The following is a 12998-nucleotide window of genomic DNA, read 5'->3' as shown; positions in this document are numbered from 1 at the left end:
TCATCCCCTCAACATTCGAAACAGTGGCGCCAACACCCATTCGGCAATGCTTCTGCGCTCCACGACGATGCTCGCGGTCGCGCGCATGCCCGGAAGAATCGCGAAATGCTGACCTTCGAAGTCGAAGGTATTGCCGCGCAGCGTGGCCCACGCGAGATAGTCGCCTTCGCTGTCCGAGCCTTTCGAGCCGGCGGTCTGTTCCGGATCGGGCGTGCCCGGCGTGCCCTGGTTACTGGGCGGGCTCGCGGGCAGCACGGTGGTTCCCGAGATGGAATCGATACGCGCCTCGTAGGTGCCGAATTTGGCGTAGGGAAAGGCGTCGAACTTGAGCCGCACGAGCTGACCTTCGCGCACGAAGCCGCGACGCCGCGACGGAATGCTCAGCGCGACACGCAGCGGCCCGCCCTCCTTGGTCGCGATGACCAGCGCGACATCGGTCGTCGACAACATGCGTCCTGCAACCAGTCCCGAGAACGTCACCACGCCGCCCTTCGGCGCGGACACCGTCGCGTCCTGGCGCTGCTGCTCGTAGCGAGCCTGTACGTCCTGGATGTCGCGCGCACGGCGGGCGTCGAGTTCGCCCAGTTGCGCGGCGAGATCGGCCTGCGCACTGCGCGCGGCGCCGATCTCGCCATTGAGCTGCTGACGCCGCGCCACGATCTGCGACACACTCGCCTTGCCCTGATGCACATCGGCGCGGGCTTGCTCGACCTTGTCGGCGGTCACGTACTCCGCCACCGAATTCAGCCGCGTCAGACGCTGCTGATACTCGCCGACCAGCTGGCTGGTCTGGGTGATCTGCGCATCGAGCGCGGCCAGCTCGGCACGGCGGCTCGCTTCCGTGGTCCGCGATGCCGCACGCTGCGCGTTCAGCTGCGCACGGCGTTCGCTGTACTGGGCGTCGATGGCGGCGATCTGCGCCTCGCGCATCTGCTGGTCGAAGACCTGGCGGCGCAGGCCGTCCGTGCTCAGCGAGAAGTCGCGTTGCAGGCGGAACAGCGGCGTGCCCGGCACGACTTCTTGCGACGGACGCACGTAGATGGATGAAACGAGCCCCGACAAGCCTTGAATCTTGACTTCGGAAGGCGACATGATTTCGCCCGACACGTCCTGCTTGAGTTCAATCTGATGCAGGAACGAGAACGTCACCGCGACGATCGTGAAGGCGGAGGTCGCATACGCAATCCAGCGCCAGGGCACGTCCCTGAAGTGAGGAATATCGGTTGGTTGCATGGAGGATTGAGCTTGCTGTGCGCGTGTTGAGTGCGCGGCCATTGGCGTGCGCACGTATTGTTGGAGTGGCCGGCTGCGTCAGTGGGCAGGCGCGAACGCGTACATGGCCGGATAGCCCGCCGGCAACCACTGCTCGTAGTTTTCGAGTAATGCGGTCTCGATGTAGTCCGCAAGCGTCTGAGGCGCGGTGGACGCGGAGAGGTCCAGCGGCTCGAATGCGCGGAGACTGAAACGTCCGCGCGCGAAACGCAGGTAGAAGGGCACCATGCGCGCGCCGAAGGTTTCCCCCAGCCGGAAGATGCCGTTATGAACCCGCGCATCCTTGCCGAACATCGTGACGCGCGCGGTCTGCATGGGATAACGATGCATGGTGAAAGGCGGCACGTCGGCGAACAGGACCGCGACGCCATCGCGCTTCAGTGCGCGCGCCACGCGCACGCCGAGGTTGTTGCGATGCGCGTCTCCGTAGGTGTACAGCACCTTGATGCCCGGGATGAGGGCGTGATCGTCGCCGTATTGATTCTGGATGACGCCCGACACCACCGCCATGGATTCGAGCCCGAGCAGTTGCCCTACGCGCTCGACCACCACGATGTTGGCGTATTGGGAGACATAGTGAAACGGCGAGAGGAACACGGGCTTCTCGGGCGCTTCGCGTCGCAAGGTTTCGACGCGTTGCGTCAGTTCGCGAGCGATGGCGTCCAGATCCGGCCAGACTTCCTGCCTTTTGAGCTGGCGACCAAAATGCAGACGTTGATCGACGAAGTTTTCCAGCTTGGCGCCAGAGATTGCGCGCTGCGCCTGAGCGTGCGGCAAGCCGAGCACGTCCCTTCCGATCTCCGCGCGAATCCTGCCGCTGGCGTTGACCTCGGAACTGAACAGGCTGTGCAGCGTCCAGGCCGTTTTGGCCACAGGTTCAAGCCAGGGCGCGGGAATCCGACCCACCACCGCACGACGCAACGAATGCTTTGCGCGCGCCAGAGAGCGTCGAACCAAAAAGTTAGCCGTAGCCATGTTGAATTTGCCCCGTAACACGATCTGCAAGAGAACGGACCCCGGAAGGTCCGCTCTCTTGTCGAGCTTCTTCCCGTACCGACCGGCGTGCGCCAGTCAGCAGCTCACTTCTTCAGGTAGACCGTGACGTACGTGACGTTGGTTGCCGCAGCTTGCGACCGGCTGGCCTTGCAGCCGCCAGCCACGTCCGACAGATTCAGCTCGTTGCGTGCGATTTTTTGCATTTTGGTTTCCTCGATTGAACAGTGATGCGATTTCTCGTAAAGCGCGCCCTGCTCGCCGGCAAACCGCGCAGGTGCGCGCTTGATACAGAGTCAGCTGACACCGGCGAGCGGTATCGGGCGTGACTTAACCCAGGCGAACGGTGACGTACGTGACGTTGGTTGCGGCAGCGCGTGACTGGCTAGCCTTGCAGCCGCCGGCGACGTTCGACAGGTCGAGCTCTTTGCGTGCGATTTTTTGCATTTGTTTCTCCTTCGAATTACATGGACAGACTGAAGTTGAAGCGCGCCTTGGTCCGTGAACGGATTGCGGCGCGCCTTGCTGACTTACATCGACAGCGAGATATTCACATTCGTGGTCGAATACGATGCCGAGCTGGAGGTCGAGCCCCCGCTGCTGCTCTTGGCGGTGCCGCCTGCGATTTGCGACTTGATGAGTGCGTTACGGTCAATCTTCTGCATTTAAAAACCTCTGATTAAAAAAGTAAGCACCGGAGATAAAGGCGCACGTGCATTTGTGGTTTTGACTGCTTCAAACCAACCTTTTCGCCGGTGATTGAATTATAGGTTTCCAGCCGAATAACGGTTATGCATCGATCTAAAGTTACAAAAATGTCGCCTTAAAATTTAAATCAGACGATAAATATTAATCCGACTCCTATAATCCATCTCACGGATTTATGAATTAATCCGGCTCTTATTTACGGCCCCTCACGATGTTTTGACTAGCTTTTCCATCCGCCTACGCGGCATTTATCGGTTTGACACTTGCGCCCATAGTCGTTCATGGCTGGCGACCTCCCAATTCCGAGGCGTCCCGCCAAAGCTTGAGGAAGCCGCGTTCTGATTGTGAAGTGCAGTACCTTGGCGCCAATGAAAAAGGCTGATTTCATGCACGCATGAAATCAGCCTTGTAAAATCAAGTTACCTGGTTATCTGTCCAGAGCACTATCGAGGAGGGTTTTCTACTCCCTGATTAACTGACCCGACGCGCGCATTCACACTCTCTCAGGTTACCGAAATGGCGAAAGCGCCAACCTTGCCATTTCCCTTCGAGACACTCGCGTTGATCGTAATATTGGTCAGTGATGAACTGATGCTCGAACTGCTTGCACCTCCGGCAAAGTTCATCTTAGCCAGATCTTCACGGTTAATCTTTTCCATTTTTCGAACTCTTTTTAAAAAATCTGTAGTTGTTCGAGCGCTCGGTCCGTGCGTCAAGAACGGCCGCGTCGTGCTCGATCCCGATCATGGACTCAAAGTCAGTGCTTGTTTCTCGCCCGACAATTGAGTCTAACGACATCTCAGGAGGCTGATCAATCCTCCATTTTCTTAAATCTGCTGAGCGATCAGTTGTAGGTGAAGTTCACCGTTGCAGTTGCAGCCACGGTTCCGGCTGTTAGCGCCCCCAGCTTGTAGAATTGTGCAACCATCGGGATGGTCATCTTATTGGTGGCATCCACAAGGCCGAGCGTCATTGCACTGCCCAGTGTGATAGCGGTTCCCGTGGTGTCCCCTACCTTACTCGCCTTGAGCAGCTGCACGCCCACCTTTCCGGCGTCGCCCGTGTTCTTGAGAACGCTGGTGACCGTATCCGACGTTCCGTTGACCGTCATCGCGACGTTGGTGCCTGCTACACAACTCTCAAGATTGATCTGGAATGCCGTGGGATTCTGAGTGGTGCCGGTAAAGTCAGTAATCTTCACTGTTCCCAGATCGATCGTCTGATTGACGTACGCCGCATTCACGGTACAGGTGGGAAGAATGATCTTCCCGGTGAAGTTGAGTGTAGCGTCGGCCGCCCATGTGGACGCCGAACATAGCATCATCGCGCCTGCGATGATGGATCTTGTCTTGTGCATCTTGATAAAACCTCCTCGATAAAAGCCTCGCCCGCCGCTCTCGCGACGAACATTCCATGTTCACTGCGTGACCAGGTTACTGATACTGCACGGTCATCAACAGTGTCGCGTTTGCCGTACCCGGACTGATTGCGCCAATACGGAAATAACTCGCCTTCATTGAAAGGCTATAACTGTTCGCCTTGGTTCCGTCGAAACCATTCAGCGGCATGTAGGTCGCCAGAGGAAGAACCGCGCCCGTGCTGTCGTACAACTGAATGCCTACACCGCCTGCCTGCGACGTTCCGCTGTCCAGCGCCACGACATTGCTGTATCCGGACACCAGGCGGTCGGGCGAGATGGGATCAATCCTGTATTGAACGCTATGGATCAATCCGGAAAGGCTGGCTGGATCTGTGCTGTCCGCCACGCCGGCGGGACAATTGTTGAAGGCCAGGTTGAACGATCTCGACTTGCTCGATGGAGCGCCAAGTCCCGGGAAGTCGGCCGGTGTTTGCGTGCCCATATCCACGTTGACATCAGGCGTCTGGCAGGTCAGAACGGTGATGATGACCGGCGTCATGTCGAAATTGATAACCCCCGCAGAAAGATCCAGGTTTCCGGGGGGCTGCGTCTTCACTGCGGACTCCCACGAGAACGCCTGCGCGAGTTGGCCGCTCACCGTCCCGGGTGTGACATTCCCGATCTTGACCAGCGACCCGATCAGTTGACCGCCATTGTTCACAGCGGTGCCGTCCTGATTCCACTGATATCCGAGACTCGGGAAGCCGAACGGCCCACGTGTTCGGCCATTGGTATAGATCACGCCGCCCAAGGCCATCCCCACGCCGGGTACATTCGTCGCATAGACAGGAAAAGCGACGCCGTTATAAGAGCGTGTGTACGACGTCGGCATACTAGGGATGATTCCCGCCACTTCGAAGTCGGTCCCCGTAAACCAGTTTCCCGACTGATTGCACGTCCAGTAGTTCGTGGTGAGTGGCGTGGACATCCACCCCGTCAACGGCGACCCATTCGGCAGATCCCGCGCCACCGCCACTCTGGCCGGAAAATTCAGCGTATAGAGCGAAGGCGGATTCGAATGGCACGACGCAGTTGCCCACACCTGCCCAGGCGCCATCGCCAATAAACCAACGCAATACAACACACAACGGATCCACGCCCGCACCGCTCTTCCCATCACTCTCATGTTCTGTCCTTCGTTGAATTGGTGCGCGCCAGACTTATCCGCAGACGCCATCGGAAATCGCCAGTGAAGCCGGCTGCTTGGTCTTCTGCATCGGCGGCAATTGATAACGCACCGCGCACGTCTGATTCGGCGAGTCACCCCATTTGACATGCATCCTGCCCTCGTCGATCTTCAGACCAGTCGCAATAATTCGACTTCCCTGAGCTACCACACCAACGTTGTCGCCCTTGTCGTCGAACACTTGCGAACCGAACGGCAGCGGCTTGCCATCCGGCTGAGTGACGTGCATGACCGCCGCGCGGCCGGTGTCTTCCGTGTCGAACTTCAACGCCACCACCGCGCCCGCGGTGGGCGCTGAGCGCTGCACCGTCGACTTCAGCATGACGTTGATCGGCAGGCCCTTCGGGTCGATTTCGATATCGTTGTTCGAGTACGGCTGCATGCCCGAGACAACCGCATGACCCCACGGATCGACCCGCAACCCCGCACCGCTCGCGACACGCGCGCCGGCCGCGTCCTTCGCTTCGACAATGCCGATGGTTTCCGCCATGTTCGGCGTGAACGCGACGCCGCCCTTCCAGGCCACCACGCCGCCCGACACCCCCGCTCCGACTTGCGAATAGTTGCGCCCCGTGCTGCCGTTCAAGGTCATCTGCGCGAACGGCGCCACGTAGCCCAGGTTGCCGCCGACGGTAGTTGCGCTCGAGCCGGCATTGCCGCCATCGCTGTAATTGGCATTGACGCCGTACGACAAGGCGCCGTCGGTGCCCAGCGTGCCGTTGACCGACTCCTGCATGCTGTAGGCGCGATTCGCCGAGTCGTACTGGAAGTTGGTCGACGACACCGGCGCACGCGCGCCCAGGCCCAGCGGAATCATCACGTTGAACATCACGCGGTTGTCCCACTTGTTCGTGTTGACGACGAATTGCCGCACGAACGACGCGCCATACGTGATCCGCTTCCAGCTGTTCGAATAGCCGATCTGAAGCTGCGTATCCTGCCCCGAACGATTCCAGTAGTTGGCAATGGAGCCGATGGCATAGGCCGAGCCATACCGGCCATTGGATCCCAGCGCCTGGTTGACCGTGAACTGCATGCGCGACTTCTGCCGCGCCGTCATCTGGTCAGGATTGCCGGTCTCGTATAGCTGCCGCATGACCATCGCATCCGACAGGCTGTAGAAGCCGTTCGTCGAATAGCGATAGGCCGCGATGGCGATATTCGTATTGGTCGGCTGGAGCAGCTGGCTGTAGCTCAACCGGAAGCTCATGCCGTTATGCGTGCCGACGCGCTTGAAACTCGCGGTCGCGTGAGTCGCATCGAAACCGAAGGCGCCGATCCGCGTATTGATCGCCGCGCCCATCATGCCGGCAAAGTATTGGTCGGCGCCGGTGAAGCCGCCATATAGCGTCAGCAGGTTGCTGATGCCGTGCTGCACCGTCATTTGCGAGACGAACGGATGAATGTCGAGCGATGCATCGCGATACTGGCCGATCGTGGCGCTGTAACGCGTGATCCCCGGCCGCAGTGCATTGACCGCCGCTGCGTACGGCACGGTAGACGTGTGCTGCGTACCGTCGGCCTCGGTCACGATGACATCGAGATTGCCGCCGTAGCCCGTGGGATACAGATCGGTCAGCTCGAATGCTCCGGGCGCGACCGTGGTCTCGTAAATGATGTTGCCGCCCTGCCGCACCTGCACGCGCGCATTGCTGTTCGCGATGCCGCGCACGATCGGCGCGTAGCCGCGCTGCGATTCGGGGTACATGCGGTCGTCGGTTCCCAGCGTGACACCGCGCACGCCATAGCTGTCGAACAGGGCGCCATCCGTGAAGGTGTCGCCGAGCGTGAGCTGGCTCTTGATGTCGCTGAAGCCGCGCTGCGCGTAGGTCTGCACCGTCTGATAATGCGTGCCCGCCGAGCTGGAGCTGTTCAGGTTGCCCTGGTAGCGGAACCGCCACGCCCCCGCGTTCACGCCGCCCGTCACACCGAGATACTGTGAATCGTTCGTGAAGCCGCCGGCCGTGCTGTGATAGGCGTTCGCGTTGTACTGGAGCGTGGCGGCGGGAATGCCATTGTCCCAATACTTCGGGTCCACGTAACCGCGTGCGCGGCTGAACATCACGATCTGCGGAATGCTGACGTCCAGCCGCTGCTCGCCGCCGTCGAACGACGCGGACGCGCTCGGAATCAGGTCCGACAGCGCGAAACACGCGCCCTTCCCGGAGGCACCCTCGGCGCCGCCTTCCGCCGCAGCGAGCTTTGCAGCCGACTCGGGCGAGAGCTTCCTGAGATCCACGCCAATCCGCTCCAGCAAACCGCTGTTGAAGCACGGCCGGACTTCGCCCGAACCCGACGTGACTTCGCGGATATCGACCTCGAACTTTCCGCGCCACATGTCATTGACGAAAGTTTCGGCCCGGTAGGTACCCGGAAGGACTTGTTGACCTTTGTTGAATCGGGAGATATCGACTTTCTCGCCGCTGCCCGAATCGAGAAACTGGTCATTGAACTCGACCTGCGAAAGTTTCAGCGATTCATCCGCCAGCGCCTGGGCACTGACACCCATCGCGGCAATTGCTTGTAGCGTCACAACGCTGATCGGTCTTTTGGACAGACCGAACATTTGAGTTCTTCCGAATTGCATCATGGATAGGTACTTCGAACAGAAGGCTGTACGGAAATCCGCGCATGCCTTCGTTCCAGCACGCTACGCTTTGCTACGGATTCAGACGTGAAGGACCACCCCGGCGCCCAACCTCGTGCCGGGAAGTCATTAGAGAAAATCGTTGATTAAAACGCTCAGGGCGCCAGGCGTGATTCGCCATGCTGAGGGCCGCCGTAATCATTGATGACTGTCCAGGCGACCTTGCCCGAACTCGGCACATCACCCTTGAGCGGAAAGTCCTTCGTCTCGCCGGGCGCAACCATGCCGCCATCAATGAAAGACGCGGTACGCGTGCCGTCCGAATACGAGACGCTGTCGAACGAAACGTGATACTCCGTGGGATTCGACGCCTCGATCAGCGTCTTTCCGTGGTCCTGCTTCAGATGCCACACGACCTGTCCCGCCGCATCGACAGGCTGCTTCTGGAGACTGGATGGACGGTAAAAGAATTTGATACGCGTGCGGAAAGCCAACTGCAATTGATTCGCGGAGGCTGCCTCGCCGGTGGCTTTGGGCGGAACTTCCAGAACATTCAAATAAAAGATCGACTCTTTGTTTGCGGGCAATGGCTCACCGGCAAACATGATGCGCAGGGTCTGCGACTTGGTGGGGTCGATCCGCATCAGCGGAGGCGTAATGGTGAACGGCACCTCGATGGTATCGGGCCGGGCATCCGGATCGCCCTTGTCGAGCCAGACCTTCACGAGGCCCGGAACCTTGCCGTTGTTCGTGAGCTTGACCGTGACTTCAGGTTCGCTCTGGTTATAAACGACCCGCGTACCGGCGATGACCACCGAAGCATGCGCGCAGACGGAAAATCCCCACACCACGACAAATGAAGTCGCGATTCTTGCCAGTTTCTTTGCCAGTTTCATGGTGACGATGCAACACCTAACCTCAAGCTGATTACAAACAGGCGGGCAACCAAGCCCGCCCGCCTTTCAGCGAACCGTCAGATAACCCGGTCCGGCTTCAGGAAAACCGATTTACTGATAGTTGATGCTGTACACGACGGACGAGTTAGCCGCGCCTGCCGAGGTCTGGCCGGTGGCGTAGTAGCGTGCGATGTAATACAGCGTGGCCTGACCCGAGGAAATGTCCACCGGCTTCGAATTCTGCAGGTCGCTCGAATAACCGACCTTGATCTGCGTGCCGTCCTGGTTCAACAGTTCGAGCTTGACGTTCTCTGCACCACCCGGCTGCACGATCAGGCGACCGTCGACCGGATCAACCGTGGCGCCTGCCTGATAGAACACCGACGCCTTCGAGTGACCCGATACCGGCGTGCAGTTCTTCAGTGCGATCTTGTAGCTGGTGTCGCCGGCGGTGATCTTGCCGGTAGCGCCCGTCAAGTCGCGCGTCTGAACCTTCGGCAGCGCAACCGTGCCGTCGGCCGAACCGCCGCCGTTGACATCGGTGTCGCACGTTCCGGCAATCAGTTCACCGTTGAACTGGATCGTGCCTGCATCCGCAAATGCGCCCGCGGCGGCCGTACCCAAAATTCCAGCGACAAGCGCAGAGACAGCAATCTTCTTCATTTCCTATTACTCCAATCGATTATTAACATCTGGTGTTTCCAGTGTCGTCGTTTTCCAATAGACCAGGTGGTGATCTATCATTACCCACACCTTAACCCCGGGGTTGCGGTTTCAATGCCACTCGCCCCAGATTCGTCCTAGGTTGATTCGGATGACCAAGTAACGAGTACAAAAGCATGAAACGCGGAACGAATGATGCAATATCCGATCGATTTTTGTTACCCGATCTTTCCTACTATTTGATTCCGCAACAGGATGGATCGCTATTACAGGATAAGTCTTACGCAGGACAGGTGAAAAACAGCAGCCTGTGGCCGGATAACTTCATCAAGCCGCTGTCGATCAGCTATGCAGCCTGATCGGCTGCATCGGTCTTTTCTTGTCGCATGCGAGAAAGCATGCATTTCTTCCGACTCACTCAGCGACCAAAAGCAAGCGACGCCGGCGCCAGTGCGCGCTCGATCACATCGGCGAGACGCGCGAAGTTAGGCGCGATGTCGTCATTCGGCACGCACGCATAGCCCAGCATCAGGCCGCGCAGCGCTTCGTCCTGCTTCAGGTAGTAGTTGACGAGCGGCCGCGTCACCACGCCGGCGGCAAGCGCCTCGGCGGCGATGACCCGGTCATCGGCATGGCCGGGCAGTTCGAGCACGAAATGCAGTCCGGCTTCGTCGCCGCGCACCGGCAGTGCATCGCCGAAGCGGGCGCGAATCGCATTGATCAGCAACTCGCGCCGTTCGCCGTACAGCCCGCGCATGCGCCGCACGTGCGAAGTGAGATGGCCGTCCAGGATGAATTCCGTCAGCACCGCCTGCTGCATCAGCTGCCCTTCGCGATACAACTCGGCCACGCCGGTGCGGAAGGAATCGACGAGATCGTCCGGCACGACCATATAGCCCATCCGCAAGCCGGGATACAGCATCTTCCCCAGGCTGCCGACGTAGATCACCTGGCCGGACTCGTCGAGTCCCTGTAGCGAGGACAACGGCCGGCTGCCGTAGCGGAACTCGCTGTCGTAGTCGTCCTCGATGATCCACACCTTGTGCTGACGCGCGAACTCCAGCAGCGCGCGACGCCGCGCCAGCGTCATCACCATGCCGAGCGGATATTGATGCGAAGGCGTCACCAGCGCGACCCTCGGCGGATTGGCCATGTCGCGCGCGCCCGGATTGAGCCCTTCGGCGTCGACGGGAACCGGCGCGAGCGTCAGCCCCGACGACTGCAGCACGCTGCGCACGCCCCAGTAGCACGGCTCCTCGACCCACGCGCGATCGCCGAAATCGGTGAGCAGGCGCACGGCGAGGTCGATCGACTGATGAATGCCCGTCGTGATGATGATCTGGTCGGGCTGACACTTCACCGAGCGCGCAACCCGCAAGTAATCCGACAACGCGCGGCGCAGCGGCCGGTAGCCGCCGCCGGGCGCATAGGTGAGCAGATCGGGACTCGGGCGCTTCCAGAGCTTCGCCTGCAGGCGGCTCCAGGTGCGCGCCGGAAACTCCGCGACATCCGGCACGCCCGGCATGAACGCGCCCCACTGCTTCGGCGACACGCCCGCCTGCGCGATCAGCCGCTCGCCACGACGCGAGATGGCGCTGGGCGGCTTGGCCTCGTCCGGACGCGGCGGGATGGCGGCGCCGTCGCGTGGCGCGGTGTCGGCGACATAAGTGCCGCTGCCGGTCGCCGAGCTCACGTAGCCTTCGGCCGTCAGCTGGTCATAGACGTGCAGCACGGTATTGCGCGCGATGCCGAGATCGATCGCCAGCGTGCGCGAACTCGGCAGCTTGGTGCCGGGCGCGAGCTGGCTCGTCAGGATGGCCTGCTGCATCAGCTCGAGCATCTGGCGGTACGTCGGCTCGGCGGCCGAGCGGTCGAGCCGCGCGCTCAGCCAGTCGGCCAGGATGATGGTGTCCATGCGCCTGTCTCCTCTTTTTTCTTGGCTTCACTGCCGACACGCACGCCGTCTCAAGTGGTTCCATTCTGAATATTGAAATGGCTCCCCATTGTAGAACCGTGCCGGGCTATAGTTATTCGAAGCAAGAGAAAAAATTTCCGGGTATGTCCGTATGCCCGGCGGATAAGGAAGCCACCAGAATTTCCGAAGGGAGACACGACGATGAAATCCGATCAGGTGATCGTCAGCTTTCGCGGGGTGAGGAAGACTTACGACGGCGAGACGCTCGTCGTCAAGTCGCTCGATCTCGACATCTACCAAGGCGAATTCCTCACGCTGCTCGGTCCGTCCGGCTCCGGCAAGACCACCTGTCTCATGATGCTCGCGGGCTTCGAGTTTCCGACCGGCGGCGAGATCTGGCTCGACGGCAAGCTGCTCAATAAAGTGCCCCCGCACAAGCGCGACATCGGCATGGTGTTTCAGAACTACGCGCTGTTTCCTCATCTCTCGGTCCAGCAGAACGTCGACTATCCGCTGTCGGTGCGCAGGATGTCCGCCGAAGAGCGCGCGCATCGCGTCGACAATGCACTGAAGATGGTGCGCATGGAGAGCTTCGCGAAGCGTTATCCGGCGCAGTTGTCCGGCGGCCAGCAGCAGCGCATCGCACTGGCGCGCGCGCTCGTGTTCGAACCGAAGCTCGTGCTGATGGACGAGCCGCTCGGCGCGCTCGACAAGCAATTGCGCGAGCACATGCAGATCGAACTGAAGGCGCTGCACGAGAAGCTCGGCGTCACCTTCGTCTATGTCACGCACGACCAGGGCGAGGCGCTCACGATGTCGGACCGCGTCGCGGTGTTCGACAAAGGCATCGTCCAGCAGCTCGACACTGTCGATCACCTCTATGAAGCGCCGTGCAACGAGTTCGTCGCCAACTTCATCGGCGACAGCAACCGGCTGCGCGGCACCATCGAACAGGCGCAGGGCGACTACTGCGCCATCCGCCTCGCCGACGGCACCCGCCTCTCCGGCCTGAACATCGCGAACGCCAAGCCGGGCGCGCCGGCCGTCGCGTGCATCCGGCCCGAGCGCATGACGCTCACGCACGGCAAAGGCACCGGCAATGGCAATGGCCACGCGAACGGCAACAGCAACGCGCTGTCCGGCGAGGCACGCAGCCTGATCTATTTCGGCGACCACGTGCGCATGCGCTGCGGCGTGCGCGAGCAGGACGAATGCTTCGTCAAGGTGCCGCTCGGCACCGCCGCGCTCGACGCATTCACGCCCGGCGCACCCGTCGCGCTCGAATTCGCGCCCGAGCATCTGCGCGTGTTCGCCTGAGCTTTCCAGCCACACGTTGTGCCGTCCAACCGCAAGTCCAT

General features: G+C 60.4%; 12 protein-coding genes. 2 read left to right on the top strand and 10 right to left on the bottom strand.

Annotation, left to right across the window (positions count from 1 at the left end; all coding sequences use genetic code 11):
• From QCE83_RS30075 to QCE83_RS30035, 9 genes are all read right to left on the bottom strand, one after another.
• Window positions 1-1233: an HlyD family efflux transporter periplasmic adaptor subunit gene (locus QCE83_RS30075; protein WP_309819772.1), complete on the bottom strand. Its 1233-nt coding sequence runs from the start codon at window positions 1231-1233 to the stop codon at window positions 1-3.
• A 78-nt stretch (window positions 1234-1311) separates the two neighbouring features.
• Window positions 1312-2145, bottom strand: a complete 834-nt coding sequence (locus QCE83_RS30070; RefSeq protein ID WP_309819768.1) for a hypothetical protein — start codon at window positions 2143-2145, stop codon at window positions 1312-1314.
• A 650-nt stretch (window positions 2146-2795) separates the two neighbouring features.
• A complete protein-coding gene (locus QCE83_RS30065; protein ID WP_309819766.1) occupies window positions 2796-2930 on the bottom strand; it encodes a hypothetical protein in 135 nt (44 codons plus the stop codon).
• Between the two features lie 546 nt (window positions 2931-3476).
• Complete coding sequence (locus QCE83_RS30060) at window positions 3477-3632, bottom strand: hypothetical protein (protein WP_309819764.1); 156 nt, start codon at window positions 3630-3632, stop codon at window positions 3477-3479.
• A 185-nt stretch (window positions 3633-3817) separates the two neighbouring features.
• The gene (locus QCE83_RS30055; RefSeq protein WP_309819762.1) at window positions 3818-4330 is read right to left on the bottom strand and encodes a fimbrial protein; all 513 of its coding nucleotides are present in this window, start codon (window positions 4328-4330) and stop codon (window positions 3818-3820) included.
• A gap of 76 nt (window positions 4331-4406) precedes the next feature.
• Entirely contained in the window at window positions 4407-5519 is a 1113-nt protein-coding gene (locus QCE83_RS30050; protein ID WP_309819759.1) for a fimbrial protein, read from the bottom strand.
• A gap of 34 nt (window positions 5520-5553) precedes the next feature.
• Window positions 5554-8112, bottom strand: coding sequence for a fimbria/pilus outer membrane usher protein (locus QCE83_RS30045; RefSeq protein WP_309819758.1), 2559 nt, complete (start codon window positions 8110-8112; stop codon window positions 5554-5556).
• A 209-nt stretch (window positions 8113-8321) separates the two neighbouring features.
• A complete protein-coding gene (locus QCE83_RS30040; RefSeq protein WP_309819756.1) occupies window positions 8322-9062 on the bottom strand; it encodes a fimbria/pilus periplasmic chaperone in 741 nt (246 codons plus the stop codon).
• A gap of 111 nt (window positions 9063-9173) precedes the next feature.
• Window positions 9174-9725: a fimbrial protein gene (locus QCE83_RS30035; RefSeq protein WP_309819754.1), complete on the bottom strand. Its 552-nt coding sequence runs from the start codon at window positions 9723-9725 to the stop codon at window positions 9174-9176.
• 176 nt (window positions 9726-9901) lie between these two features.
• Here QCE83_RS30035 and QCE83_RS30030 point away from each other — a divergent pair, with 176 nt between their 5' ends.
• Window positions 9902-10084, top strand: coding sequence for a hypothetical protein (locus tag QCE83_RS30030; RefSeq protein ID WP_309819752.1), 183 nt, complete (start codon window positions 9902-9904; stop codon window positions 10082-10084).
• 59 nt (window positions 10085-10143) lie between these two features.
• On the opposite strand, the gene QCE83_RS30025 is transcribed toward QCE83_RS30030, so the two are convergent.
• Window positions 10144-11640, bottom strand: coding sequence for a PLP-dependent aminotransferase family protein (locus QCE83_RS30025; protein WP_309819751.1), 1497 nt, complete (start codon window positions 11638-11640; stop codon window positions 10144-10146).
• A gap of 201 nt (window positions 11641-11841) precedes the next feature.
• Between QCE83_RS30025 and QCE83_RS30020 the strand changes: the two genes are divergently transcribed.
• Window positions 11842-12957 carry an ABC transporter ATP-binding protein gene (locus tag QCE83_RS30020; RefSeq protein WP_309819749.1) on the top strand — a complete coding sequence of 372 codons (1116 nt, stop codon included), beginning with the start codon at window positions 11842-11844 and terminating at the stop codon, window positions 12955-12957.
• Window positions 12958-12998: the final 41 nt, after the last annotated feature.

This window comes from Caballeronia sp. LZ034LL, from assembly GCF_031451215.1.
Classification (GTDB): domain Bacteria; phylum Pseudomonadota; class Gammaproteobacteria; order Burkholderiales; family Burkholderiaceae; genus Caballeronia.
This window is presented reverse-complemented; position numbering and strand designations above follow the sequence as displayed.